The following is a 26,176-nucleotide window of genomic DNA, read 5'->3' on the forward strand; positions in this document are numbered from 1 at the left end:
CGCCCGCGCTCACGCCTCCCGGTCGAGCAGGGCGTCGAGGTGATGGGCCGTGCTGATCAGCGAGAGGTGACTGAACGCCTGCGGGAAGTTGCCGATCTGTTCACCGGTGGGCGCGATCTCCTCCGAGTAGAGCCCCAGCGGCGTGCTGTACGTCAGCATCTTCTCGAACGTCAGCCGGGCGTCGTCGAGCCGACCGGACTGGGCGAGGGCCTGGACGTACCAGAAGGTGCACATGCTGAAGGTGCCCTCGGAGCCGGCGAGCCCGTCGGGCGACGCCTTCGGGTCGTAGCGGTAGACGAGGCTGTCCGAGACCAGCTCGTTGTCGATCGCCCGCAACGTCGACAGCCACATCGGATCGTTCGGCGCGATGAAGCCCACCCCGGGCATCGCGAGCAGCGAGGCGTCGGTGATGTCGGTGCGGTAGTGCTGCACGAAGGCCTGTCGTTCCGGATGGAATCCCCGAGCGACGACCTGCTCGTAGACGGCGTTGCGTTCGTCCGCCCAGCGGGTGATGCTCGCGGGACGCCCACGTGCGTGGGCGATGCGGATCGCGCGGTCGAACGCGAGCCAGCACATCATCCGCCCGTAGGTGAAGTCCTGCCGCCCGGAGCGGGTCTCCCAGATGCCGTCCTCGGGCTGGTTCCAGTTGTCGCAGAGCCAGTCCATCAGGCCGGCCGTCTTGCGCCACCCGTCGTACGACGTCATCAGCCCGCTCTGGTCGGCGAGATGCAGCGAGTTGAGCGCCTCGCCGTAGATGTCCAGTTGCACCTGGCCCGCCGCGCCGTTGCCGATCCGTACCGGCGCCGAGCGGCGGTACCCCTCCAGGTGGCCCAACACCTCCTCGGAAAGGTCCGGCGAGCCGTCGACGCGGTACATGATCTGCAGAGGCGAGTCGCCGTCGTGGGCGTCCCGGATGCGCGCTTCGAGCCAGGACAGATACGTCTGGGCCTCCTCGGTGAAACCGATGCTGAGCAGCGCGTGCACCGAGAACGAGGCGTCGCGGATCCACGTGTAGCGGTAGTCCCAGTTCCGTGGTCCGCCGATCTGCTCCGGCAACCCCGCCGTCGGGGCGGCGACCAGGGCGCCCGTCGGGGCGTACGTCATGAGCTTGAGCGTCATCGCCGACCTGTCGACCATCTCCCGCCAGCGACCGGTGTAGGACGAACGGGCGACCCACCGACGCCAGTAGTCCCTGGTCTCGGCGAGCAGTTCGCACGCCTCGGCGGTGCTGAGGGCCCGGGGTGCGTGTGGGCAGGCCGTCTCCAGGACGACGCCACCGATGTCGCCCGCGTGCAGCACGTTGGAGAAGCAGACGCCCTCGGCGTCGCGCTGGATCGTCCGCCTGTCGACGAGGCCCTCCGCGTTCATGAAGGGGGTCATGGTGAGGGAGAGGGTCGAGCTGCGGAAGACGTCGCCCTCCGGGTGGACCTCCAGCTCGTACGGATCTCGTGCGTAGTTGAACCGCGGCCGGCAGTCGAAGCGGAAGCGCATGGTCCCCCGGACCATCCGCACCAGCCGGATCAACCGGTGCCGGTCGGTGGCCTGCTCGCCCGTGACGGGCATGAAGTCCAACAGCTCCCCGACCCCGTCGGCGCTGTGGAAACGGGTGATCAGGATCGGCGTGCCGGGTAGGTAGAGCTGTTTGCTCGAATACTCGACACCGTCGGGAGACAGCTGGAAATGGCCACCTTTTCCACGGTCCAGCAGGGCGGCGAAGATGCTCGGCGAGTCGAAGCGCGGCGCGCAGAACCAGTCGATCGTGCCGTCCTTGCTGATCAGCGCGGCGGTCTGCAGGTCACCGATCAGGCCGTGCTCCTCCACACCCGGGTACGTCGTCTCCACGTTGGCTCCCGCCGTTCGTCGGACTGACGGCGGCGACTACCCGGCATACCGCGCGCTACACGGCTGGCCGTCTCCGTGTCGGGAGACGAAGCTGTCGGTGCTCGCCGATAGCGTGACCACCGGACGACATCGACGAGAGGACACCAGGTGAGCCTGCGCGGATTCGCCACCCTGAACATCTGGGCGGACGACGTGGCGGCGGCCACTGACTGGTACGCCCGATTCCTGGGCCAGGAGGCCTACTTCTCGCGGCCCGGTCCGGACGGGCGTCCCGCCTACACGGAGTTCCGCGTCGGCGACTACCAGGCGGAGCTGGGCATCATCGACCGCAGGTACGCGCCAGCCGGCTCGGCGACCGGCCCCGGTGGCGCTGTCATGCACTGGCACGTGGACGACCTCGACGCCACCGTGGACCGACTCCTCGCGATGGGCGCCACGGAATACCAGCCGATCACGTCGCACGGGGACGCCGGGTTTGTCACCGCGGCGGTGGTGGACCCTTTCGGCAACGTGCTGGGCGTCATGACCAACCCGCACTACCTCGACGTTCTCGCGTCCTTCAGGTCGGCCTGACCTGAACGTGCCCGACTTCCCCGTACGCCACCGCACAGCACTGATGGTCCCGATTGTGGGAAGAGCGACGCGGGGGCACCCGGCTTCGGCCAGGACGGCAGGTGCCCCCGCGATCGGGGCGGAGATCAGCTCAGCGAGCCGACCCCTCCGGGCTGTACGACGCCGTTGACGGTGAGTTGGTACGGCGCGTACTGCGTCACCTGCTCGGTCGGCTCGTCGTACGCCACCACGGCGACGACCTTGGGGAACGCGTCCAGCACTGCCAACTGCACCTTGCCGATCGTGACCTCGGACTTGCCGTTGGACTCGAACTGCCAGGCGATCGAGTGCTTCTCGTCGATGCCGATGAGCCGCAGGTTCCAGTTCTTGACCTGGGTCGGCCGGATCTCGGTGGGCGAGTCGAACGGCGTCAGGCTGGCGCCGTCACTTAGCGTCTTCCCGCCGAGGGTGATGTCGTCGAGCAGCAGGCCGCCCTCGTTGACGCCGCCGTCGCTGACGTAGCGGAAGCCGAGCAGCACGGTCTTGCCGGCGTACGCCGACAGGTCGTACGAGCGTGCCTCGAATCCGTCGGTCGTGCCGTTGAGCGCCGGCCCCAGCGGGCCCTCGACCGTGTGGTCACCGGGGATCGCCGTGTACGTGGCGCCGCCGTCGGTCGAGACGGTCACGTAGCCGTAGTCGAAGCCGAGCTCCGCGCCGTACTTGGCGAGGAACCGCAGCGTCGGGTCCGCGGTCGGCACCTCGACGGAGGTGACCGCCGCCGAGTCCAGGCTGTTGGCGTTGCCGGAGAACAGCACGGCGTTGCCCGGACGGTCCGGGTCCGAAGTGGTGCTCGTCCACGCCAGCGGGAGCGCCGGCAGGGTCTTCGCGCCCTGGAACTTCACCGAACGCAGATCCCGACCGCTGAGCACCTTGCCCTTCGCGGCGCCGAGTTGCACGTAGTCGGCGCCGTTCGGCGCGACACCCGGCGTGCCGTTGGCCGCCGCGCTGGCGAGGTTGACGGTGGAGCGCAGGCTCGGCGTGGTGACCCGGCTCTTGGCGACGCCGAGGGTGATGCCCAGCTTCGACTCGCCGACGAGCTTGTCCAGCAGGGTCATCGACTGGAAGTCGTGGACGACCTGGTAGACGTCGTGCACGCCGACGGTCTCCAGCTCGGCGTCGAGACTCGCGATGCCCTGCCGCTCGCCGTCGCGGTGCAGCCGGGACATGAAGGCCGCGCCGTAGCGGTCGTACAGGAACATCATCATCGAGTACGCGCTGCCGTAGTCGGCGAGCACCGCGTTCGGGTCGGGACTCTCGTCCCACAGGGTCAGGGAGTTCTCCGGCCCGCCGCACTCGCGAGGGTTGGTGTTGTACGGCGTCTGGACGGTGCCGAAACCCTGGTAGCAGTAGAGGTGGCTGTCCGCTCCCCGGTCGAAGACGGTGGCCTTCGAGTTGCTGTAACCGGTCAGCGACATGGCGAAGTCGGAGAGACCCTCGTTGATCCAGTTACCCTCGAACGGGTCGGTGTAGTAGTGCGCGAGGTGCTGCCACTCGTGGGCGAACGTGCCCTCGTAGCTGTTCGGCCGCGCGCCACGACTGGTGCACAGGTCGTCGGTGGGCTCGTCCGGCGGGTTCGCCGTCATCCGGTGCAGCCAGTCGAACGCATCGACGGTCATCACGTTCCGGTCGAGCAGCTCGTTGAACTGCGCCGAGAAGAAGCCGGCGACGTAGGTCGGCGCGGCCGGGAACGTGTAGTAGTTGTCGTCGCGCACGTTGTCCACGAGGGTGACGGTCTTGTCGCCCGCACCCGTGTAGACACCGCCGTTGCCGTCGGCGTCCGGCCCGATCTGGGCGTTCGTGCCGTCGCGGTCCGGCGGGGTGCTGAAGGCGTTCGTCTCTTTCGGGTACATGTTGTTGTCGAACTCGTCGACGAGGTGCTGCACCTGCGTGTCGGTGATCTGCGTCGAGGACGGCACCTGGGCGCGGCAGTCGCCGGCCGGGAATGCCAGGTCGTTGGCGACCCAGACCTCGATGTGCTCACCGACGGCCCGCAGCGTGTAGTCCTTGCGGTAGACGGTGCCCTCGACGTCGTCGAGGCCGAGCCACTGCCGGACCGTACCGACCGCCGGCGTCTCGACGGTCGCCTTCTGCGCCTGCCGGCGGGCCTGGGTGCGCGGCTGGTAGCGCGGCGGCGTCGCGATGGGCCGCCCGTCGAGCGTGAAGTCCTTGCGGGTGAGCTCACGCATGTCGCTCGGCTGGGCGGCCTTCGACGCGGCGGGTTCCGCCACTGCCGGTGACGCCGCGACGACGACGGAGAGGGCCGGTAGGACGAGGACGGCGGCGAGCGTCCCGGCGATGCGGGTGCGTGCCATGGGACCTCCTTCAGGGGGTCTGACCCGGTGCCCGTGACTCGGCCGGGATGCCAGCCGCTCACGCTGATCATTTGACCGACGACACGGTAGCCCGAGGCAACCATGTCTCTCGACTGATCATGGGAGCGATCCATGTCACCCCGCCGACCTATTCCCTCGGCGTTGCCCGCGTGCTGACCCGAGGCGTCGCGGACCATCCCGGTCGCCGCCTGCTGGCGAGGCTTACGGCCTCAGCCGTCGTGGTGTCCGCTCACGTCGCCGGGCAGCCACCGCAGCGCGGCGTCGACAGTGTCCTCCGGGGTGCTGTTGAAGGCGATCGCCGCGCCGGGAGCGTGCTGCCGGACAAGGTTGACCACCCTCTCGAAGAGCGGGAGCAACGGCTCGTGCTTGCGGATGCCGCCGCCGACCACCACACAGGCGAAGTCCCGGCGGGTCAGCGCCTCGACGATCGCGGCCTCGGGGTCGTCGTCCGGCGCCACCAGGCACATGTCGGCCTCGACGCCGTGCTCCGCGAAACGGGCCTGACCGCGGGCTATCGCCGCGACCACCGGCTCCGGGTCCCAGCCCGGGATCCGCGCCGGATCAAGACCGATCACCAGTACGGGACCCAGCGCCATACGCACTCCTGTAGAACGGTCCACCCTCGCTCAACACCGTCGATGCTGCCACAGGTGGGCACTCAACCTGCCGGATGGCGGGCGGCCACCGGTGGCCAACTGAGCTGCGCTACGGGAGCGGCACGTTCGGGAGCTGGTCGTCGTCACGGCCGATCTGGGGCAGCCCGGCGGCGGTCGCGATGGCCTCGACGGCATCGTCCAGTCCGGTGGTCTCGGGCAGGACAAGTTCGTCGGGCCAGCCCAGGACGTCACGGGCGACATACCAGCCCCTCATCTGCTCGGCGGTGAAGTCCGTGGCCTGCGGGCGGGTGAGGTGCCGGCGCAGGGTCTCGGCCAGGGACACGTCGAGGTAGCAGAACAGCGACCGCCCTCGGTGGCCGTCCCGCAGCGAGGTCAGCATGCTGCGATAGCGGCTGCTGTGCATGATGCCCTCCACCACGACGTGATACCCGTGGTCGAGGGCGAACCGAACGGTCTGCCCGATCAACGCCGGTGCCGCACCGCCGGGCCTGTCCCGTTCGCGCAGGACGATGCGGCGCAGGTAGTCCTGCTCGACCAGGGCGCAGCCCCGGCCGTGCCGGCGTCGTAACTCGCGGGCGATGCTGCTCTTGCCCGAGCCGGAGTTTCCCCGAACGCAGACGAGGATCGTATCCGGGCTGCCCGTGAGTTCGGCGAGCATGACGCTGGCCGTCACCCGCCGCACCCGATCACGTTCGAGGTCGCCCGTGGACGCTCAGGGCCGACGCTGCGGCAGGACGAGCAGCGTCACGGAGTTCGCCGGGTACGTCGCGCTGACGCCGCCCCGGGCCACCCGCAGATCCGCATCCCGGACGATCGAGGTGAGGTCGGCCGGGCTGTAGGTGAACCGCTGCGCCTTGTCGCCGCCGTGGAATCCGGCGAGCGCCAACCGGGAGGTCAGATCGCCGCCCGTCTTGTTGACCACCAGCACGGTGAGCGCCTTGTCGGACGAGCGTTGCGCGGCGTAGACCGCGAGCTGACCCTGATCGCCGCTGACCGCCGACACGCTCACGTCGCCGAACCTGCTCCCGGCTCCGTCGTAGTTCCGGTACATCCGGAAGGCGTACGCGCCGGGGTCGGTCGGTTTGGGTTCGCCCCAGATGGTGGCCAGGTCCAGACCCTCGCGCCCGAAGATGCCGAGGACGTCGGCCTGTGCGAGGGCGCCGTTGATGTCGTCCAGCGCGCCCCAGTTGTACTCGGTGATGGCGACCTTGGTGCCGGGGTAGTACTGCGCGACCCATGCCTTCATCTGGCGGATGAACTGCAACGGCGGCGCGTTCACCCCGCCGGGGCCGATCCACGACTCGTCGACGTACGTCGGATCCCACAGCGACCGGGTGGACCGCAGCCGCAGCGCGTTGGAATCCGGGTCCTTGCCGCCGCTGATCTGCGGGTAGTAGTGCTGATCGAAGTAGTCGAGGAAGCGCTTCCCGCCGTGGGCGTCGCTGAAGTCCTTCATGTTCTTCAGGTACCACTGGGACAGGTTGAGCCCGCCGTGCGCGGCCGCGTCGGCCCCCGGCGCGCACCCGTCCACGCCGGACGCCACCCATTCGCAGTAACCCCAGCCGGAGGGGCCGAGCACCGCGGCGCGCGGGTCGGCGGCCTTGATGGCCGCGGCGGTCGCCGTGCCCTTGCCGCCCAGCTCGTCGTAGCTCACCGGGTCGGGATGCACGTCGCGGTGGGTGGAGTTCCACAGCACCGGCTCGTTGTCGAGTTCGTAGATCGACACGCCGCCGCGTGACGCCGGACCGAACTGGGTCACCAGATGCGACACCATCTCGCCGGCGAACGACGCGTCGGCCGGGATCGAGGTGTCCGTGGGGAGCGCACCGGTCAGGTTCGCGTCGGCGTGCCGGCCGTTGCCGCAGTTGGGGTCCCACTGGTCGAACGAGTCCTGCTCCGGGAAGCGGGTGGCCGGGAAGCCGCAGGCGAACGGGTGTGACGAGGGCGAGTCCTTCGCCACCCATCCGATCAACGGCACGGCGACCACCTGCTTGGTCCCGTGGTCCCGGTTTCGCTGGACGAACGCCTCGACCGTGTTGTCGGGCCCGGCCACGATGTTCTCGAAGTACCAGTCGCTGCCCGTGTTGTAGGTGTGGTTCTTGAAGTTGTAGCGGCTGGTCGCATTACCGCCCCAGCGAGCCACCGGCGTGCCGAGTTCAGCGACGAGCGACGGGTCGCCGCCGTTCATGCCGTAGATGTCCGGGCTGATCTTGTGGCGGGCGGCGGCCACGTCCACGGCCAGGGTGAGGTCGGCGGCGGCCTCCGCCGGGCCGGCGACGGCCTGGGTGGTCAGCAGCCCCGCCACGAGAGATCCGGCCACACCGATCACCGTGGCCCGGCGCGGCTTGCGCCGTCGTTGCACACCCATCAGAAACTCCTGCCGCCGATCAGTCCGGGACGGACCGAACCCACGAACACATTACTTGTCGTCTATCTCGAGTCAATCGATTCCCGTCAATTGGTTCAGCGATGATCGTCGCGGGTGAGCAGCAGGAACGTCGCAAGGGCGGGATCGCGGACCCTGACCCGGACCCTTGCCACCGACGTACGCGAAAAAGGCCCCGGCCCGGTGTGAACCACCAGGTCAGGGCCTTGATCGTTGGTGCGCCGCCAGGGACTCGAACCCCGAACCCGCGGATTAAGAGTCCGCTGCTCTGCCAGTTGAGCTAGCGGCGCCCGCTGACAACGACGAGCACGCTAACACGCCTTCGACCCGGCCCTGCGACCCGTCCCCGGGGCCGGACGCGGTGCGTTCAGTGCGCGGGGTTCGGCGTGTGCGGCAGTTTGCCGAGTTGGCGCCAGTTCGTCTCCGCGACGTCGACGCCGTAGTGCTTCGCGGCGGCGAGGATGTTCTGGAACGCCAGGTCGCGCTCCTTGTCGGTGACGCCCTGCACCTGATCGAAGCGGGCGATGGCGTTACGGACGTGACTCGCGTCGGTCATCGGCTCCTTGCGCTTGTCGGGGAACGCGAAAACGCTCTCCGGCAACTCACGCTTGTCCTTCTCCGACAGGCCGCCGTGCTTCTCGTGCGGCTTCCAGGTTGTCTTCATCACCCACCATTACCCACTTGTTGTCCGGTAGCACATGCTGGCCGGACGAGGTGTGGGCGGAGATGCGGACAGCCCGGGGCCGGGCCGTCATCGGCCCGGCCCCGGGCGCTGTCGGTCGGTCAGCTCCGCAGGCTCCACTGCTGGTTCGGGCCACCGTTGCACGACCAGAGGATGATCTTCGTGCCGTTGGCGCTGGCGGCGCCGTTGGCATCCAGGCAGAGCCCGGATTGGCCGTTCGTGATGGTGCCGTTGGCGTTGACGTTCCACTGCTGGTTGAGCCCGCCGTGGCAGTCCCAGATGATGACCTGGGTGCCGTTGGCCGTGCCGGCCCCGGAAGCGTCCAGGCACTTGTTGCCGTACACCATCAGCTGCTTGCTGGCGGTGGCGGTCCACCGCTGGTTCGCGCCCCCGCCGCAGTCCCACAGCTGCACCTGGGTGCCGTTGGTGGTGGACGAGTTGGGGACCTCGACGCAACGGCCGGACTGGCCGCCCACGAGCTGCCCGCCCTGCTGGCTGCCGCCCCCGCTCTGCTGCCGGACGATCGACGTCGATTCGGCCGACCGGTTGCCCTGTGCGTCGACGACGTAGAGCCGGTACTCGCCCTGACTCGTCGGCACGGCGATCGACGTGGCGGTGCCGGAAGCCCTGGTCATCGTCGGCCCGGCGGTGAAGGTGGTCGTGCCGTACGGAGCCAGCCAGACCGACCTGGTGGCGTCGCCGGTGCTCCGGATCGGGATCGACGCCGTGGTGCTGGTGACGAACGTGCTGGCCGGCAGCACATAGTTCGGTGCGGAGAAGTTGCTCGCCGGGATGATGTCCCGGTAGGCGTCCTCCAGGCCGGAGTTGGCCGCGATGGTGTACGCCGCCGCCGGCCAGACGTAGTCGGAGGAGACGAGGATGTCGGCGACCGTGCTGTTCGGCAGGTTCTTGTTCGACACCTTGTTGATCGGGCCGTAGATCTGCGTGATGCTCAGATCGTGCTTCCGACCGAAGTCGTCGGAATTGATCATCCAGGTGACGTTCTTGTCGATGCTCAGGACGTTGTCCCGGAAGGTGATGTACGCCGACCCCTCATCCGGGTGCAGTCCGTACTTGTGGCCCGAGGGCACGCCCTGGAGGTAGTTGTTGGTGATCGTGGTCCCGGGCTGGCTGCCCAGCGTGTAGATCGGCGCCGTGTCGCTGAGGCGCTGGACCGTGTCGATGATGTGGTTGTAGCTGATGGTGTTGTTCCGCGCCGTCGTGGTCGGCCGGTTGGGCGCGATCGAGCCCGACGACCCGTCGAAGTTCCACCAGCCCCAGCCCATCGTGATGCCCGACCAGGGGGCCTTCTCGATCCGGTTGCGCTGGATCGTGAGGGTGTCGACGAAGTACGCCGAGATGGGGCTGTGCCCGTTGAACAGGACCGCGCTGTCGTACAGATAGTTGTTCTTGATCTCGATGTTCTTCGGCAGCCCCTCGACCTGCGGGAGGTACTTCTCCCGGTTGCTCGACGTGCCGTCTCCGATGTAGACGTGCTGCGGATGGCCGACGTCGATGGCGGAGCCGGCGATGTCGTTCGTGTAGTTGCCGATCAACTGCGAGTTCTGCACGTCGTTGACCATGCTGATGCCGTCGGCGCCGGTGTGCTGGACCCGGTTGCGTTGCAGGAGGATCCCGTCGGCGTTCTGCACCTGGACGATGCCGGGCGTGACGTCCACGTTGCGGTAGTAGTAGACGTGGAAGTTGCCCTTGGCGTACACCTGGGCGCCGAGGTTGCCCTGCTGCGCCTGCTTGAAGGACGAGCCGGCGACGTTGAACAGGTTCCAGTCGGAGTGCTCCACGGTCAGGCCGGAGAACGTGATGTTGCGCGCGTGGCTGCTCGTCGAGGCGCCGGCGACCCGCAGCACGGTGGTGACGTTGTTCGGCGCGTAGACCGCGGCGGTCGACATGTTGTCGGCGCTGGCCTTGTAGTAGTAGACCGTCTTCGTGCCCTTGTCGAAGTAGAACTCGCCGGGGGCGTCGAGGAACTCGTACGCGTTCATGAGTTTGTGGCTGCCGCCGACCTGGGCGTTGCCGTTGAACGCGCCCTGCGCGATGGCCGCGCCCGGCTGCTGGAACAGGGCGACCCGGTTCGCGCCGTCCGTGGTCACCTGGCGGACCCCCACGATGGCGGTGGTCCAGGTCGTGCCCGTCTCGATCTCGATGTCGTCCTGATTGCGGGGGATGGCGGGGAAGTCGCTCTGGCTGTACTTCGCGCCGTCGCACTGCGAGCCCGACTCCCACGCCCAGGACGCCTGACCGGCGGTGACGTTGTACGTCCCGTAGCACCCCGCCGAACTGACGGTCTTGGTCGCCATCTGCGCCCGCTTGTCGTTGACGTAGAGCGTGCGCAGCTTGGTGCTGCGATCCAGCGGCGCCTTCCAGATGTTGCCGCTGTGCTGGGTCCACCCGGTCACCTGGACGCCGCCGTCGAGGACCGGCGTCTCGCCGGGATAGGCGGCGTAACTGATCCGGAACCCGTTGGTGCCGGAGTCGCTGGCGCCGAACTCGATGGTGCTGGTGACCGGGTATCTGCCGCCGCGCAGGTACACGGTGATGTCGCCGGTCATGTTCGCGTTAACACTGCGGACGGCGTCGCGTGCGCGTTGCACCGTCTTGAACGGCGACTGGAGGGTCCCCGCGTTGCTGTCGTTCCCGTCCGGGGCGACGTAGTAGGTCTCCTGAACGGCGGCCGCGGCCGGGCGCTGCTGTGACATCACGGCGGGCACCGTGGCGGCGATGAGCATCGCCGCCGCGATCAATGCCGTTCGGGTGGTGGATGCGGCTGTTCTCACGTGCTGTCCTTCCTGGTCGTCGACGTGGTGCCTGAGGCGTGTATCGAGCGACGAGCAGGGAACAGCGACGCCACTTAGGACCGGCGGGGGCACCTGCCGCCCGGCCGCACTCTTTTGCCAATCGCTACGAACTCTCTCCGGGAGCGTAAGTCACACGTGTGACGACTGCAATACGAGATTGTAACCCGTCTATGCGTAAATGCCTTCTAAATAGGTCAAAGGGGCCGGCTGACCCCCATCGCCATAACGGATCATCCGATGAATTCGTAGGCCTGGCGCTTCCACCGAGGCAGCACGGTCCGGGACGGCTCGGGCCGGGGCGAACGGCACCCCGGCCCGAGCCGACGCGTCACCTGAGGGAGAAGTCCGCCAGCCGCAGCGCGGAGTCGAACACCAGGTACACGTCGTGGGTGCCGGCGGTCCGGGCCACCTCGGCGCTGACGCTCACGTACCGGTAGTCGTCGCCGGTGCTGGGCACGGTGGCCGTGCCGAGCAGCCGGCCGGTGGGCGAACCCAGCCGGACCTGGATCGTGCCGGCGCCCACCGCCGCCCTGGCGACCCTCGCCGTGAAGGTGTGGGCGCCGGGGCGCAGCGCGGAACCGGCGAAGGCGATCCACTGACCGGCGGCGGTGGCGCCGACGGCCGTACCCCGCGCCTTCGTCTCGTCGACGAGCCGGACCCCCGCGTACCTGTCGAAGTTCTCGGCCCGGGTGGTCCGGGAGAGGTCCCGGGCCGGGATCGTCGCACCGCGCACCGCGACCGCCGTCCGGGCCCGGATGTCGTCCGCGTTCGTGCCGACCAGCAGGTCGTACGTGGACGATTCGACCACCCACCGGCTGCGGGTGACGTCCCAGTTCGCCAGGTCGGCGACGGGCAGCCGGAGCGTCACGGCCCGGGTCTGCCCGGGTGCGAGCTGCACCCGCTGGAACGCTTTGAGCGCCCGGATCGGGGTCTTCACCCGGGAGGTGCGCTGGTGGGTGTAGAGCTGGACGACCTCGGACCCGGCTCGGCTGCCGGCGTTGGTCACGTCGACGCTCACCGAGATCGTGCCGTCGGCCGCGACCGAGCGGGCGTCGGTGCGGGGCTGGCCGTACCGGAACCGGGTGTACGACAGCCCGTGGCCGAACGGGTAGAGCGGCTTCGCGGTGCTGTAGAGGTAGGTCTGTCCGGACGAGATGATGTCGTACTCCAGCAGGTCCGGCGGTAGTTGCCGGTCCGAGCGGTACCAGGTCTGGGTGAGCTTGCCGGACGGGTTGCGGTCGCCGAACAGGACGTCGGCGACGGCGTGCCCGGTCTCGGCGCCCGCGTGGGTGGTCCAGACGATGGCCGGAACGTGCTCCTGCTCCCAGCCGATGGTGACCGGGTAGCTGGTCTGGAGCACCAGCACGGTGTGCGGGTTGGCCTTGGTCACCGCCTTGACCAGCGCTTCCTGGCCGGCGCTCAACGCCGTCGAGGTCCGGTCGTGCGCCTCGCGCCCGTTGATGAACGGGTTGCTGCCGACGACCAGGACGGCGGTGTCGGCCGCCTTGGCCGCCGCGACGGCGCGGTCGACTCCGCTGCTGACCACCTCGCGGGCGAAGTGCGTCGCGTCCGCCGCGGTGGACGCGCCGAGCGTGAGGGCGCCGCCGTCGCCGACCGTGACGTACGTGTTGGCGCCGAACCAGCTCTCGGTCGTCTCGTAGCCGGTGTAGCGCAGCGCGACGGTACCGTCGGCCTGCGGCTCCAGCGTGAACTGCTGCTGGACGTACCAGCCGTTCGGCTGTTCGTCGCGGGTGATGAAGGGCCCCCAGTTGTAGCCGAGGTAGCGGCCGTTGGCGGCGTTGCGCAGCGTCACCACACCCTGGCCCCAGTCCACCGCGTCGAACTGGGCGGCGAGCGAGGCGGTGGCGCCGGTCGCGGCGACCGGGTCGGCGTCGGTGGTGCCGGTGGCCGTGACGTACCGGCCGGTCGCCGGGTCCTTCAGGGCGATCCGGTCGGCGCCGTCGAGCCCGCTGACGCCGGCGGAGCCGCCCAGCCGCTCGCGGATGCCGTCGAGCGCGGTCACCTCGTACGGCAGGTCGGCGCCGTACCAGTCGGAGTAGAGGGTGTCGGCCAGCGGGCCGAGCACTGCCACCTTGCGGGTCCGGGACGGGTTGAGCGGAAGGGCCTGTCGGGAGTTCTTCAGCAGCACCATCGCCGCACCGGCGGCCTGCCGCGCCAGCCGCTGGTGCTCGGGGCTGTTGATGACGTCCGGGGTGATGTCGCCGTACCGGCCGCCTCCCGGGTCGAACTCACCGAGGCGGAACCGGACGTTCAGGGTCTCGGAGATCCGGGCGTCGATGTCCGCCTCGGTGAGCAGGCCGGAGGCGAGGGCCTGCTTGATGGCGGTGACCGTCGGCTGGGCGTTCGTGTCGTCGGTGATGAAGCTGTTGACGCCGGCCTTGATGATCGCGGCGTTCGCCTCGGGCTGGGTGGCGTAGTAGCCCTGCGAGGCGACCAGGTTGTTCGGCGCCCAGGCGTCGGTGACATTCATCAGCGGCTGGTCGGTCCAGCCGCGCACCACAGTCGCCAGATCCGGGTCAACCGTGGCGGGACGGCCGTTGACCAGGTTGTACGAGGCCATCACCCCGGTCGCCGCGTCGGCGGCGATGGCCGGCCGGAAGGCCGCGCGGTCGTACTCGTTGAGCACCCGTGGGGGCACGTTCGACGAGGTGACGTCGCGCCGGACCTCGTTGTTGTAGGCCAGGTAGTGCTTCAGGGTCGGTGCGCTCTTGAGGTGGTCCGGGTCCCCGCCGGTCATCCCCGAGCCGTACGCGGTGGAGATCTTCGCCGTGAGCAGCGGATCCTCGGAGTAGCCCTCCTCGTTCCGGCCCCACCGAGGGTCGCGGAGCAGGTTGACCACCGGCGCCCAGAGGTTGAGGCCCCAGACCCGCGGGTTCTGCGCGTGGTAGCCGCGCGCCTCGTCGCCAACGGCCGAGCCGACCCGCTGGATCAGGTCGGTGTCCCAGGTGCTCGCCATGCCCACCGGCTGCGGGAAGGACGTGCCGCGAGCCTTCACGACCGCGCCGTTGTTGTCGATGTCGGTGGACCAGGCGACCCCGTGCAGCGCCTCGGTGCCGGTCTTGAACAGGCCGATGCCCAGCCGGGGAACCGCCGGCTGGTACTGGTGCAGCCACGAGATCTTCTCGTCCAGGGTGAGCCGGCCGAGCAGGTCGTCGACCCGGGCCTGCACGGGCAGGTGGGGATCTCGGAACGGGTAGGTGGGTTCGGCGTGCGCCGTGCCGGGAACGGCCGGTAGGACGAGCAGTGCGAGCGCGAGCGCGGTGATCCCGCGCCGAAGGCGCCTGTTCCGCATGCGGTTTCTCCTCATGTCGTACGAGCGACGTCACGAAGGACGCCGAGACCGGCGTGGCCAGGCTCGACACCCGGTTGACGGGCCTGAACGACGGATCGTCGAAGCGCTTCGACGATCCGGCCGCAGGGACCACGGCCATGATCTGGTGATTTCGGCAACTATAGATGTGAGCCGATGGGCTGCACCAGTGGCGGCGGCGGCTCCGGGCCGGGCGGGGCCCCACCCATTCGTCGACCAGGCGGTTCCGTTGATCAAGCGGGTAAACTCGTTACCGCTGCGTGCTGCGCTGTCCGCACGGCATCCACGGGCGCGGCCGGACAGATACGACCGGTCGCTCGGTCACGAGCCCGCAGTCGACCGCCGAAATCCGCTCCGCGCCGCTGAAGGGGACGTCATCAGGTGAGCACGCACTCGATGTTGCTGTTCGTGCTCGCCGCCGTCGCGGTCATCGTCGCCGTGCGATGGGTCGCGGCCCACACCGGCCTGCCGGCGGCCGCGCTGCTGCCGCTCATCGGCATCGCGTACGCGCTGCTCCCCGGCCCCAACATCGAGCTGGATCCCGACCTCGTGCTCATGGTCGTGCTGCCGCCGTTGCTCTACAGCGCCGCACTGGACTCCTCGCTGCTGGACATCCGCCGCAACCTGCGCATCGTGGTCAGCCTGTCCGTGCTGCTGGTGCTCCTCACCGGAATCCTCGTCGGCATCGGGTTCCACCTGTTCGTCGCCGGCGCGACACTCGCCGCCGGGATCGCGGTCGGCGCCGCCATCGCGCCGCCCGACCCGGTGGCCGCCCTCGCGGTGGGCCGCCGGGTCAACCTGCCGCCGAAGATGGTCACGATCATCCAGGGCGAGGGGCTGCTGAACGACGCCACCGCCCTGACGATGCTCAGCGTCGCGGTGGCCGCGGCCGTGGGTGGCGAGTTCTCGTTCCCGGGAGCCGTGGCGAAGTTCCTGCTGGCGGCGATCGGCGGAATCGCAGTGGGCGCCGCCGTCGCCTGGCTGGTCCGGCTGGCCCGACCGCTCACCACCGACCCGTTGATGTCCAACGCCATCTCGCTCGCGACACCGTTCGTGGCCTACCTGCTGGGCGAGGAGCTGCACGTCTCCGGGGTGCTCGCCGTGGTGATCGCCGGGCTGATCGTCGGCCACCAGACGCCCCAGCTCGGCTCCGGGGCCGCCCGGTTGCAGACCAGCGCGGTGTGGCGGCTGGTCGACTTCCTCCTCGAAGGCTTCGTCTTCCTGCTGATCGGCCAGCAGCTCCCCGAGGTCGTGAAGGGCCTGCGCCAGTACGAGACGTCGACAATCGTCATCGCCGTCGCGGTGTCGGTCGGCGTGGTGCTGCTGCTGCGCCCCGCCTGGCTGGTGCTGACCCAGTCCCTCCCCCGGTCGCTGCACACCCGGCTGGGCGGCGTCTCCGAGCAGGACGACCCCGACGAGCCCGGCAGCAGCGCCCGCCAGATCGCCCGCGCCGACCGCAACGCCCAACGGCTGTCCCCACGCGAGGTGACCGCGCTGAGCTGGTCGGGCACCCGTGGTGTCATCAGCCTGGCCGCGATCTTCACCCTGCCGTTGACCACCCACAGCGGCGCCCCCTTCCCCGACCGCGACCTACTGCTGTTCTGCACCTTCGTGGTCGTCCTGGTCACACTCGTCGGGCAGGGCCTGACGTTCGCGCCGCTCGTGCGCAGGCTCGGGCTACGCGCCAACGAAACCGACCAGGCCCGCGTCCGCAACGAGGCCCGCTCGGCGGCGGTCGAGGCCGCCCTGGCCCGCCTGGACGAGGTCGCCGCCGAGGACCCGGACAGCGCGGTGGCCGTCAACACCACCCGCACCCAGTTGCTGGCCCGCCTGGCGCGCTACCGCGGGCGGCTCGACCTGCTCGAACAGAGCGAGTCGTCCGAGATACCGACCTCACCGGAGTACGAGACGGCGCTGCAGGTCCGCCGGACGGCGATCGACGCCCAGCGGGAGGAACTCGTGCGCTGGCGGGACAGCGGTCGGCTGCCCGACGAGGAACTGCGCGTCCTGGAACGCGAACTCGATCACGAGGAGCTGCTGCTACCCAAGCGGACGTCCAGCTGACCGGCCGACCCTGCGGTCAGTCATGCTGGCCCCGGCCTATCGCCAGGCGCACCAGCGCCGCACCCTCCTCGGGGTCCAGGCCGCTGGCGATGAGCAGGTCATGGGCGATGGTCCGGAACTCGCCCACAGCGATCATCCCGGAGTAGCCCAGACGGTGACTGTGCAGGCGGGTGGGGTCGCGGGCGGACAGGCCCTGCGCGCGTCCGACCAGCTCGACCGCCTCCAGGATCCGCTCGCGCGGCTCCCGTGGCTCCTCTCGGGCGATGATCGCGCCGCGTAGGTCCTGCGCGCTGTCGGCCAGCAGGTCGATGGCGGCCGAGAGCTCCTCCGGCAGCGGCTCGTCGTCCTTGAGCGCCGTCGTGAGCCGCCTCGCCAGAGATCGGCAACTGTGCAGGCTGCGTTCCAGATGCCGGACCGACTCCGCGTGAATGGCGAACGAGTCGCGTTCATGCCAGCGCAGCGGCGCGAGTCGCACCACCTCCCCGGCGGCCTGCAGCCCGTCCCGTAACGCGATGATCTGCGGGCCGATGTTCCGCAGCTCGCGCAGGGCCTGCTCCGCCTGCCCGAGATCACGCACGCGCAGCGCCGCCGCCACATGGTGCATGGCGACCACCGCGGGGCCGACCACGGGCTCGGCCAGTCGGTGCAGTGTCCGCCGCGGATGGATGGGCACCAGCAGCAGACTGACCGCCAACCCGATCAGCCCTCCGACCGTGGCGTCCACGAACCGGGGGATGGACAGGTCACGGACCGGTGGTTCGAGGGTGGCGATGAGCACCGCCGTACCGCCGGCCTGGGTGAGCAGCGACCCGCCACCCTTGAGCAGGATGGCCACGATGATCGCCAGCAGGACGACCCCACCGGTCTGCCACGGGCCGATGCCGAACAGCGGCATGAGCGTGTCACCCACGGCGAGCCCGAGCACCACCCCGACCAGCAACTCGATGGTGCGCCGCAGGCGGGAGCCCATCGCGGCGGCCGCGATGCCGACCGCAGTGGTGGGCGCGAAGACCGGCGACGGATTGCCGAGGAACCGGTACACGACGAACCACGCGAGCCCCGCCGCGACGGCGGCCTGCACGGCGAGCAGCCCGTAGAGCCGGAAACGCCAGGCTCGTACGCGCCACGCCTCGCGCGCCCGCTCCCGCAGTGCGGCGAACGCCCGGTCGGCGCGAGAAGGCCGGTGCGGTGGTGGGCCCGGTTCGGCTGCCGAATCCTCGCTCGCGGGCATGCGGGCCGCATACCCACCGGACGCGCACCTATCCGCGCCGCCGACGCCCGCGCGGGCCCTGTTGACCGCCGCCCCGCCGGTGCGGGTGACACCGACCGGCGGGGCGACGATCACGGTACGCGGACTACCTCTTGGCGATCTTGATGGTCGCCGTACGGTAGTTGTTGCGCCTGTCGTTCTTCGTGGGGTCGTAGTTCTTCTCGATGTTGCCGGCGCTGTCCACCGAGAACCAGCGGAACGTCGTCGTCTCGGTCACGTGGAACACCTGCCCCGGCTCCCGGAACTCGGTGGCCGCGTAGCGCGGCGACTGTAGCGTCGGTCGGCTGCCGTCGGTCGTGTAGTAGATGGTGGCCGGCTCGCTCGTCTCGAAGCGCACGTCGACCGGCCCGCGGTACGTCCCGGCGCCGGGAACGAGCTCGGACGTCGGGTTCTTCCGATCCCGGCCCCAGTCCGCCGCGACCCGGAACATCTCCATGATCCCGTTTGCGTACTCCATCGTCTCGGCGTGGCCGCTGACCAGCTCGGGGTTCCCCACCCACTCCGGCTGGAACGAGCCGCCCTGCCAGTCGCCGGTGGCCGGGTTGTAGACGGAGCCACCGACCTCCCAGCCGAACGCGTAGATCCCGTAGGTGTAGTACAGGTCCTCGCGCACGTTGCCCGCGGAGGAGTAGAGGACGTCGGACGAGCCGCCGACGTTCTCCGGCGTGACGACCGTCTCCCGGTGCGCCTTGACCTGCGACAGGATCCGGGAGGCCGACTGCCAGTAGAACGCCTCGTCGCCCAGCGGCGGACGCGGCGTGGTGATCCGCCCGTCCGCGATGTACGCACCGGGCTGCCAGAACAGCTGCCCGCCGTTGGAGTGCACGGACATCATGAACTTGATGTTCGAGTACTTCTCGACCAGCCAGATGATGTTCTTCGACTCCGGCTCGGACAGCTCCTCCGGCCCCTGGTAGGTGCCGCTGACGCAGTTGGTCGACCCTCCCGCGTAGCCGTCGTGGCCCGACCCGACCCGGTAGTTCCGGTTCAGGTCGACGCCCCAGGAGTTCCGCTGCCCCGGGTCGGCGGTCGCGTTCGGGCAGTGGTTCGTCATGTTCTTCCGCTGGGAGGCGAAGTTGTAGAAGCTGTAGTTCGCCCCGTCGGGGTTGTTGGAGAGGATGAAGAAGACGTCGGTGTTCTCGACGATCTTCTTCGTCTCCCGGTCGGACCGGTAGTTGTGCACCAGGCGCTCGGCCGACTCCAGGCTGGTCGTCGCCGGCACCCACTCGCGGGCGTGGTCCTGCGCCTGGATGAGAACGCCGGGCTTGCTGCCGTCACGGTGCTTGCCGATCCGCAGGACGGGGATGGTGACCGGGCCCCGCGGCACCTCACCGTCCGGTGCGCCGACGCGCTTCTGGTCGAGGAAGTCGGTCAACGCGACCGGGCCGGCCGTCGCCGCGACGATGCCGGTGCCCGCGTTGGTGCGGTACGGGTGCGCCCGGTCGATGAGGCCCTGGGACCGGGTCATCAGCGCGTCCGCGACCTGGGTGGCCGTACTCGCCGGAGCGCCGGAGGCGTCGGTGCCGAGCAGGACGCGGACCGCCTTGCCCGCGACCTCCACGGTGAGCGGGAGGTCCGCCCCCGGCCGGTCCACGAACTCGACAGTGACGTCGTTGCCACCCTCGTGGCCCCACGCCGCCGAGCTGACCACGACTGCCGACTGACCCGTACCGCCGATCGTGGCCTGCGCCTTGCGCTGGTAGCCGTTGGTCTGGTTCGGGAGGTAGACGATTTCGGCGATGTCCGGGTACTGGCGGGCGATCTCCTTCGCGCGGCTGTAGAGCTGCTGCGGGTGCCGGTAGCCGTCCACGAAGTCGGACTTGTAGGACGGGTTCGCCGTCAGCGGCGGCGGAGCGTCCTCAAGCCAGTCGGAGACCGTGCCGGTGGCGACGCCGCCGGTTGAGCTCGTGACCCGGATCTGGTTCGGGCGCGCGTCGAGCTTGAACAGGTTGCGGTGGAACATGTACTGCCCCGAGTCGACGAAGCGGCTCATCGTCCGGGCGAAGCCGAACGGCGTGGCCCTGCCCGAGTCGTTCTCGAGCTGCATCTCGACGACCGGTTCGGCCTGCTGCCCCTCCGTGGTGCGCGCCTCGACGTAGAGGAAGCCCTGGCCCTTGGTGGTGAACCAGTCGGCACGGGCGATCCGTACCGTCGCCTCGTGGCTGGCCGGTTGCGCCACCCGCGCGGCAGCGCCCGCGATGCCGCCATCGGCCTCGTCACTCCAGCCGAACCCGACGCCATCGCGGAGGACCTCGACGCCCATCGCCGTCAGTTCGATGATCTGCTCGGCGGTGACCACCGCCTCGCCCTCGATGCCGGTCGGCACGCGCCGGAGGCCGTGTTCGAGGTCGAAGCCGGCAGCGACGACCTTGTCCAGCATGTCGGCGCCGGCCAGCTTGACGTGTACGCGGCGTACCTGGTCCACGGTCTCAAGCTGGGATGGCGCGGAGCCGGCCGTGGCGGTCGGACCCGCGGGATCCGCACCCGCTGGCCCGGTCGACACGAGGACGCCCGCCATCAGGGCGGGCAGCACCACAAACGCGATGCGCCGTTGTCTGCGTCGCATTATCCCCTCCTTCGTGTTCACACTGATCCACATAGGACGGACGGATGACGCTCGCGCATCCTGGGTCTGAGCACGGGTGATGGTTGGCGTGGCGAGAAGGTCCGGGGCCCTGCGCGAGTCCGGTGAGCGTATGCGGATCTTCATCGGCATCGGCCGGGATCAACGTAATTTGAGCATTACTTGAGGCATCGCGGGTGCCTGCGGTCGCCCGCCTTCGCCCAGCCCCGGCGACCACCCGTGGTTGATCCGCCGCCGGCCGGGTAGCTGAACACCATGCGACTACCGACCCTCGTCAAGACCGCGGCGGCGGTCACCGTCACGGCCGCCGCCGGGACAGCGGTGAACGACACCTCCAACGGCTGGTACCGGCGGCTGCGCAAGCCGAGCTGGCAGCCACCGCCGGTGGCGTTCCCGTTGGCGTGGACGCCGCTGTACGCGTTGATCGCGGTGGCCGGCGCCCGCGTACTGGACCGCACCGACGGTGCCGATCGCGCCGCCTTCACCCGCGCCTACGCGCTCAACCTGGCTCTCAACTTCGGCTGGAGCGCGTTGTTCTTCAAGGCCCGCAGGCCCACCGTCGCGCTGGCCGAGATCGCCGCCCTCAACGCCTCGAACTTCGCGCTCGTCCGCCGCGCCTCCCGCGTCGACCCGGTCGCGGGTGCCGCGCTGGCCCCGTACGCCGCGTGGACGCTCTTCGCCACCGCGCTCAACGGCGCCATCGTCCGCCTCAACAGCACCAGGTGACAGCTCAGTTTGTGTGACCTGAGCGGGCCGCAACCCATCTCCACGGTGTACGACGATGTCCCGTGAAGGCGAGGTTGTGAGCGTGACCTATCACGCGTACCCGAACAGAACCGACCTGTCGGCGGTGGTGGACGCGGCCCGCCGCGGTGACCACGCCGCGACGGACGAGTTGGTCTCGCACTACCTGCCACTGGTGTACAACATCGTGGGACGGGCACTGAATCGATCCGCGGACGTCGACGACGTCGTGCAGAACACGATGTTGAGCGTCGTACGAGGGCTGGCGGGCGTACGCGATCCGCGGCTCTTCCGGTCCTGGCTGGTCGCCGTCACCATGAACGAGGTCCGCGCCTACCGGCAGCACCGGCACACCACACCGACGCCGCCGGAGGACATCGACAACATGGTCGCCCCGGGTTCGGACTTCGAGGATCTGACCCTGACCCAGCTGCGCCTGTCCGACCAGCGCCGGGAGGTCGTCCTGGCCACGCGCTGGCTGGACGACGACCACCGCCACCTGCTCTCCCTGTGGTGGCTGGTCGAGGCCGGTCACCTGTCCCGCGCCGACCTGGTCGACGCGCTGCAGATCGACCCGCACCACGTGACCGTCCGCGTGGCCCGGATGAAGGCGCAGTTGGACACCGCTCGGCTGGTGGTGCGGGCCCTCATCGCCCGGCCCGGCTGCGCCGGCCTCCTCGACACGGCCGCCGACTGGGACGGTCAACCGGCGCCGGTGTGGCGCAAGCGGCTCGCACGCCACATCCGCGACTGCACGTACTGCCCGAACACCACCTCGGACCTGGTTCCCGCCGAGCGGCTGCTCGCCGGCCTCGCGCTCACGCCGGTCCCGGCCCGCCTCGCGTCGGACGTCTCCCACCAGGTCCAGCTCGTCGCCTCCTCGCAGGGCGCCACATCGGCAGGCGCGTACGCGAAGGCCGGGATGGTGCCCAAGGCCCGCCTCACGGCACTGTCGCTCCCCAAGACCCTGGTCGGCGCCGTCGCGGCCGTCGCCCTGGTAGCAGGGGGCGGGCTCGTCCTCACCACCTACGCCGACGGGCCGACGAAACAGCCGGCGAGCGCCGCAGCCGCCGAGCCCTCGGCGCAGGTCACCGACGCCGCCCCCGAGCCGAGCGAACCTGCTGTCGAGTCGCCCTCCCCCACAGCGCCCGTACCCTCCCCGAGCGCCGCACGCCCGAGCCCCACCCCCAGCAGATCGGCGACGCCGACGCGTACCTCGTCACCGACGCCGAGCAGGCCGGCCAGGAAGTCGACCGCCGCCCTGCCGGCCGGTGTGTCCGCCGCCGAACAACGCCTCCTGGTGCTGCTCAACGAGCGACGCCGCGCGCTCGGGCTGCCCGAGGTCAAGATGCGCACCAACGAGCAGGACGCCGCGGAGGCCTGCGTGAAGCAGAACCTGGACGCGGGCACCTTCACGCACTGCGGGCACGAGGTCCTGTTCGCGTCGTCGGGCAACTCCTCGCCCGAGCAGATGATCGAGGCCTGGTTCAACAGTCCCGGCCACAAGACGGCACTGACCTACGCCAGCTCCCGCTTCGCCGGCCCCGCCATCGTCTCCAACGGCACCCGCCAGATCGCCGCCATCACCATCGACTACTGAGGCTCGCCGGCCCGGGAGGGACCCCCGCCGGGGACGGGTGGCGAGAATCAGGCGGACCCTGGCATTTTCGCCTCTCGTCCTCGGCGGTGGGCCTTCCTACGCTCCTTCCGAAAGGCTTTTCCGCCAACGGGAACGGGCTGGATCGTGCTTCGTTATGTCATGCCTGTGGTGATCGGGCTGGTCTACGTCGGGCTCAACTCCCTCGTGCCGGAGCCGCACCGGCGGCGCCTGAACGCCCTCGTCGTCACCGGCGCCGGGGCCGCCTACATCAGCGGTGGCGGGTTCGGGCTGTGGGAGCTGGCCTTCTGCGCGCTGCTGCTGGTGGTGGGATACGCCGGGCTCACCTCGTACACCTTCATCGGCGTCGGATGGCTCCTGCACACGGTCTGGGACGTGCTGCACCACAGGCACGGCACCCCGATCATCGCGTCGCTGCACGACTCGTCGTTCGGCTGCGCGCTCTGCGACCCGGTGATCGCGCTCTGGTGCTTCACCGGCGGCCTGTCGGTCCGAGACCTGTACGACCGGGTCGCGCGGCGCCCGGCCGGCACGCGCCCACCGGTCACCGCACAGCCCTGACTGGTTGAATTTCGCCATGCACACGGTGGCCGTGCTCGCCCTCGACAGCGTCGTCCCGTTCGACCTGTCCACCCCGATGGAGGTCTTCGGGCGCACCCGCCTGCCCGACGGCAGCGCCGGCTACCGCGTCCTCGTCTGCGCCGCCACGCCGACGGTCACCGCGGGCGCGTTCAGCATCGCGGTGCCGTGGGGCCTGGACGTCCTCGCCGACGCCGACACCGTGATCGTGCCGGGTGTCTCCGACCCCGGCGCCGCGACGCCTCCCGCGGTCCTCGACTCGCTGCGCGCGGCCGCCGCGAACGGCGCCCGGATCGCCTCGATCTGCGGCGGCGCGTTCACCCTCGCCGCCACCGGCCTGCTCGACGGACACCGTGCCGCCACGCACTGGGTCGCCACCGACCAGCTCGCCGCTCGGCATCCGCGGGTCCGGGTCGACCCCAACGTGCTCTACGTGGACAACGGCCAGTTCCTGACCTCCGCCGGCGCCGCCGCAGGGCTCGACCTGTGCCTGCATCTGGTCCGCCGCGACCACGGCGCAGCCGTCGCCGCCGAGACGGGGAGGTTGTCCGTCATGCCGCTGGAACGCGCGGGCGGACAGGCGCAGTTCATCATGCACGAACCACCGGCCCCCGAGGGGGCGACCCTGGAACCGCTGCTGGCCTGGATGCGCGACAACTCCCGGCGTGAGCTGACCCTCGCCGACATCGCCCGCCACGCCGGGATGAGTACCCGGACGTTGAACCGGCGGTTCCGCGACCAGACCGGGACCACGCCACTGCGATGGCTGCACCGGGTCCGCGTCCACCGGGCGCAGCACCTCCTGGAGACCACCGCCCAACCCGTCGACCGGGTGGCGACGCAGGTCGGGTTCGGCTCCACCACCGCCTTTCGGGACCGCTTCAGGCGAATCACCGGCACCAGCCCGCAGGCGTACCGGCGTAGCTTTCGCGGTGGCTGACGGCGGCGCGCGGGATGGTCGAGGGTGCGTGAGAGACGAAAAAGACCCCGGCCCGGCAGAGATCTGCCACGTCGGGGTCTTACTCGTTGGTGCGCCGCCAGGGACTCGAACCCCGAACCCGCGGATTAAGAGTCCGCTGCTCTGCCAGTTGAGCTAGCGGCGCTCGATCGGCAACGGAGAGAACATTAGCACCCCGCCAACCCGGGCTCCAATCCGGTTACCCGGCTCCCCCCTTCGGTCGAGCTTATTGGGCATATGGCCACAAACCGGCCGTCAGCCCTGGGACGGGGGCGTGGGTCGCGGCACTGATACGGCACGATGTCCGCCAGGTACGCGAGAACAGAGGTGGGGATGGCACGGTTCACGCGAGCCGGGGCGGTGGTGGGCGCTCTGACCCTGGCGGCGTCGCTGGCACTGACCGGGTGCGGCGACGAGCAGAAGAAGCCGGAATTCGTCGGCGGTACGTCGACAGACGCAAGTGCCGTACCCGAATCGGCCGCTCCGTCGACATCGGGCGCGTCGAGCGCGCCCAGCGGGCCGGCACTGACGCTGAGCCCGGCCAACGGCACGAAGAACAAGCCCGTGAGCACGGAGATCAGCGCCAAGCTCCCGGACGGCGGCAAGGTGGCCTCGGTCACCCTGACCGCGGCCGGCGGGGGCTCGGTGGAGGGCAAGCTGCGCACCGACGGCTCCGCCTGGGTGCCGTCGGCTCCCCTGAAGTACGGCACCAACTACACCGCGACGGTGACGGCCACCGGTTCCGACGGCACGACGAGCCAGGGCACCAGCACCTTCACCACGATGGCCAAGCCGAAGTCGACAATCGGGTCGGGCCTCTACCTCTTCGACGACAAGAGCTACGGGGTCGCCATGCCGGTGGTCACCGAGTTCCACCCGGGCATCCCGAAGAAGGACCGGGCCGCCGTCCAGAAGCGGATGTTCGTCAAGACCGACCCGCCGCAGCCGGGCGCCTGGCACTGGGTCGACAACGGCACCCAGGCCTACTACCGCGCACCGGAGTACTGGCAGCCGGGCACCACCATCACCGTGCGGATCGCCCTGGCCGGCGTGCCGCTGAGCAACGGCAAGTACGGCGACATCGACCGCAAGGCCACCGCCAAGATCGGCCGGTCGTTCGTGATGAAGGTCGACAACGCCACGAAGAAGATGTCGGTGTACGAGAACGGTGCGCTGTCCCGGACCATCCCGGTGAGCCTGGGCAAGAAGAGCACCCCGTCGTCGAGCGGCACGATGGTCGTGATGGAGAAGAAGGAGTCCACGGTCTTCGACACCCGCGACGATCCGGACCCGGCCAACCGCTACGTCACCGAGATCGACTTCGCGCAGCGGCTCACCTGGGGTGGCGAGTACATCCACGCCGCGCCCTGGTCGGAGCATGTGCAGGGGCGGTCCAACGTCTCGCACGGCTGCGTGAACGTGTCGATGGCGAACGCCAAGTGGCTGTTCGACAAGACGCGGATCGGTGATCCGATCACGATCAAGGGCACCGAGCGCAAGGTCGTCGCCGGCAACGGCTGGACGGCGTGGAGCCTGAGCTGGTCGGAGTTCGTGAAGGGCAGCGCTCTGCCGGTGCCCAAGGGTGGCTCCGGCCCGATGCTCTGAGGGTTCGACTCCTGCGCGCCGGCCCCTGCCGTTGGCACGGGCCGGCGCGTACCCTTGCACTGCCCGCGCCGCGACGACGGCGGCGGCGACCCTCAGTCCCGCGCAAAGACGAGCCCGAATCACGAAACGCCGGAT

At 69.7% G+C, this 26,176-nt stretch carries 17 protein-coding genes and 2 tRNA genes; 7 read left to right on the forward strand and 12 right to left on the reverse strand.

Annotation, left to right across the window (positions count from 1 at the left end):
• Positions 1-9: 9 nt before the first annotated feature.
• Positions 10-1,842, reverse strand: a complete 1,833-nt coding sequence (locus AB0B39_RS00980) for a glycoside hydrolase family 15 protein (protein WP_357494098.1) — start codon at positions 1,840-1,842, stop codon at positions 10-12.
• 147 nt (positions 1,843-1,989) lie between these two features.
• On the opposite strand from AB0B39_RS00980, the gene AB0B39_RS00985 reads away from it, so the two are divergent.
• Positions 1,990-2,415, forward strand: coding sequence for a VOC family protein (locus AB0B39_RS00985; RefSeq protein ID WP_234581386.1), 426 nt, complete (start codon positions 1,990-1,992; stop codon positions 2,413-2,415).
• A 125-nt stretch (positions 2,416-2,540) separates the two neighbouring features.
• Here AB0B39_RS00985 and AB0B39_RS00990 read toward each other — a convergent pair whose 3' ends face one another.
• From AB0B39_RS00990 to AB0B39_RS01025, 8 genes are all read right to left on the reverse strand, one after another.
• A complete protein-coding gene (locus AB0B39_RS00990; protein ID WP_357573169.1) occupies positions 2,541-4,766 on the reverse strand; it encodes a peptidase M6 immune inhibitor A in 2,226 nt (741 codons plus the stop codon).
• 230 nt (positions 4,767-4,996) lie between these two features.
• A complete protein-coding gene (locus AB0B39_RS00995) occupies positions 4,997-5,383 on the reverse strand; it encodes a hypothetical protein (RefSeq protein WP_357494092.1) in 387 nt (128 codons plus the stop codon).
• Positions 5,384-5,492: 109 nt separating this feature from the next.
• Positions 5,493-6,062: a kinase gene (locus tag AB0B39_RS01000; RefSeq protein ID WP_357494286.1), complete on the reverse strand. Its 570-nt coding sequence runs from the start codon at positions 6,060-6,062 to the stop codon at positions 5,493-5,495.
• 54 nt (positions 6,063-6,116) lie between these two features.
• A complete protein-coding gene (locus AB0B39_RS01005) occupies positions 6,117-7,772 on the reverse strand; it encodes a glycoside hydrolase family 44 protein (RefSeq protein ID WP_357573170.1) in 1,656 nt (551 codons plus the stop codon).
• Positions 7,773-8,004: 232 nt separating this feature from the next.
• A tRNA-Lys gene (locus AB0B39_RS01010) sits at positions 8,005-8,080 on the reverse strand.
• A gap of 77 nt (positions 8,081-8,157) precedes the next feature.
• On the reverse strand, positions 8,158-8,454 hold the full coding sequence (locus tag AB0B39_RS01015) for a DUF6582 domain-containing protein (RefSeq protein WP_357573171.1): 297 nt from the start codon (positions 8,452-8,454) through the stop codon (positions 8,158-8,160).
• Between the two features lie 119 nt (positions 8,455-8,573).
• A complete protein-coding gene (locus AB0B39_RS01020; RefSeq protein WP_357573172.1) occupies positions 8,574-11,267 on the reverse strand; it encodes an RICIN domain-containing protein in 2,694 nt (897 codons plus the stop codon).
• A gap of 349 nt (positions 11,268-11,616) precedes the next feature.
• Positions 11,617-14,601: a glycoside hydrolase family 3 C-terminal domain-containing protein gene (locus tag AB0B39_RS01025; RefSeq protein WP_357573173.1), complete on the reverse strand. Its 2,985-nt coding sequence runs from the start codon at positions 14,599-14,601 to the stop codon at positions 11,617-11,619.
• Positions 14,602-15,015: 414 nt separating this feature from the next.
• Between AB0B39_RS01025 and AB0B39_RS01030 the strand changes: the two genes are divergently transcribed.
• Positions 15,016-16,683 (forward strand): Na+/H+ antiporter, encoded by a 1,668-nt coding sequence (locus tag AB0B39_RS01030; protein WP_357573759.1) that lies wholly within the window; start codon positions 15,016-15,018, stop codon positions 16,681-16,683.
• Between the two features lie 16 nt (positions 16,684-16,699).
• On the opposite strand, the gene AB0B39_RS01035 is transcribed toward AB0B39_RS01030, so the two are convergent.
• Positions 16,700-17,914 carry an FUSC family protein gene (locus AB0B39_RS01035; protein WP_357494084.1) on the reverse strand — a complete coding sequence of 405 codons (1,215 nt, stop codon included), beginning with the start codon at positions 17,912-17,914 and terminating at the stop codon, positions 16,700-16,702.
• 124 nt (positions 17,915-18,038) lie between these two features.
• The gene (locus AB0B39_RS01040; RefSeq protein ID WP_357573174.1) at positions 18,039-20,519 is read right to left on the reverse strand and encodes a M14 family metallopeptidase; all 2,481 of its coding nucleotides are present in this window, start codon (positions 20,517-20,519) and stop codon (positions 18,039-18,041) included.
• A 273-nt stretch (positions 20,520-20,792) separates the two neighbouring features.
• Here AB0B39_RS01040 and AB0B39_RS01045 point away from each other — a divergent pair, with 273 nt between their 5' ends.
• From AB0B39_RS01045 to AB0B39_RS01060, 4 genes are all read left to right on the forward strand, one after another.
• Positions 20,793-21,263 carry a TspO/MBR family protein gene (locus AB0B39_RS01045; RefSeq protein ID WP_030331183.1) on the forward strand — a complete coding sequence of 157 codons (471 nt, stop codon included), beginning with the start codon at positions 20,793-20,795 and terminating at the stop codon, positions 21,261-21,263.
• A gap of 82 nt (positions 21,264-21,345) precedes the next feature.
• Positions 21,346-22,881: a sigma-70 family RNA polymerase sigma factor gene (locus AB0B39_RS01050; RefSeq protein ID WP_357494079.1), complete on the forward strand. Its 1,536-nt coding sequence runs from the start codon at positions 21,346-21,348 to the stop codon at positions 22,879-22,881.
• 159 nt (positions 22,882-23,040) lie between these two features.
• Positions 23,041-23,460: a DUF6010 family protein gene (locus tag AB0B39_RS01055; protein WP_357494077.1), complete on the forward strand. Its 420-nt coding sequence runs from the start codon at positions 23,041-23,043 to the stop codon at positions 23,458-23,460.
• Between the two features lie 16 nt (positions 23,461-23,476).
• The gene (locus AB0B39_RS01060) at positions 23,477-24,418 is read left to right on the forward strand and encodes a helix-turn-helix domain-containing protein (protein WP_357573175.1); all 942 of its coding nucleotides are present in this window, start codon (positions 23,477-23,479) and stop codon (positions 24,416-24,418) included.
• Positions 24,419-24,505: 87 nt separating this feature from the next.
• On the opposite strand, the gene AB0B39_RS01065 is transcribed toward AB0B39_RS01060, so the two are convergent.
• Positions 24,506-24,581 (reverse strand) — tRNA-Lys (locus AB0B39_RS01065).
• Between the two features lie 188 nt (positions 24,582-24,769).
• Here AB0B39_RS01065 and AB0B39_RS01070 point away from each other — a divergent pair.
• Positions 24,770-26,041 (forward strand): Ig-like domain-containing protein, encoded by a 1,272-nt coding sequence (locus AB0B39_RS01070; RefSeq protein ID WP_357494074.1) that lies wholly within the window; start codon positions 24,770-24,772, stop codon positions 26,039-26,041.
• The last annotated feature ends 135 nt before the right edge of the window (positions 26,042-26,176 follow it).

It is taken from the genome of Micromonospora sp. NPDC049114, from assembly GCF_040648635.1.
Lineage (GTDB): Bacteria > Actinomycetota > Actinomycetes > Mycobacteriales > Micromonosporaceae > Micromonospora.

Excerpts from the sequence above, each read along its gene's own strand:
- AB0B39_RS01000 (WP_357494286.1), bottom strand. The coding sequence starts at position 6,062 with ATGCTCGCCGAACTCACGGGCAGCCCGGATACGATCCTCGTCTGCGTT.
- AB0B39_RS01005 (WP_357573170.1), bottom strand. The coding sequence starts at position 7,772 with ATGGGTGTGCAACGACGGCGCAAGCCGCGCCGGGCCACGGTGATCGGT.
- AB0B39_RS00990 (WP_357573169.1), bottom strand. The coding sequence starts at position 4,766 with ATGGCACGCACCCGCATCGCCGGGACGCTCGCCGCCGTCCTCGTCCTA.
- AB0B39_RS01040 (WP_357573174.1), bottom strand. The coding sequence starts at position 20,519 with ATGCGACGCAGACAACGGCGCATCGCGTTTGTGGTGCTGCCCGCCCTG.
- AB0B39_RS01055 (WP_357494077.1), top strand. The coding sequence starts at position 23,041 with ATGCCTGTGGTGATCGGGCTGGTCTACGTCGGGCTCAACTCCCTCGTG.
- AB0B39_RS01070 (WP_357494074.1), top strand. The coding sequence starts at position 24,770 with ATGGCACGGTTCACGCGAGCCGGGGCGGTGGTGGGCGCTCTGACCCTG.
- AB0B39_RS00995 (WP_357494092.1), bottom strand. The coding sequence starts at position 5,383 with ATGGCGCTGGGTCCCGTACTGGTGATCGGTCTTGATCCGGCGCGGATC.
- AB0B39_RS01060 (WP_357573175.1), top strand. The coding sequence starts at position 23,477 with ATGCACACGGTGGCCGTGCTCGCCCTCGACAGCGTCGTCCCGTTCGAC.
- AB0B39_RS01025 (WP_357573173.1), bottom strand. The coding sequence starts at position 14,601 with ATGCGGAACAGGCGCCTTCGGCGCGGGATCACCGCGCTCGCGCTCGCA.
- AB0B39_RS01015 (WP_357573171.1), bottom strand. The coding sequence starts at position 8,454 with ATGAAGACAACCTGGAAGCCGCACGAGAAGCACGGCGGCCTGTCGGAG.
- AB0B39_RS01035 (WP_357494084.1), bottom strand. The coding sequence starts at position 17,914 with ATGCCCGCGAGCGAGGATTCGGCAGCCGAACCGGGCCCACCACCGCAC.
- AB0B39_RS01030 (WP_357573759.1), top strand. The coding sequence starts at position 15,016 with ATGTTGCTGTTCGTGCTCGCCGCCGTCGCGGTCATCGTCGCCGTGCGA.
- AB0B39_RS01045 (WP_030331183.1), top strand. The coding sequence starts at position 20,793 with ATGCGACTACCGACCCTCGTCAAGACCGCGGCGGCGGTCACCGTCACG.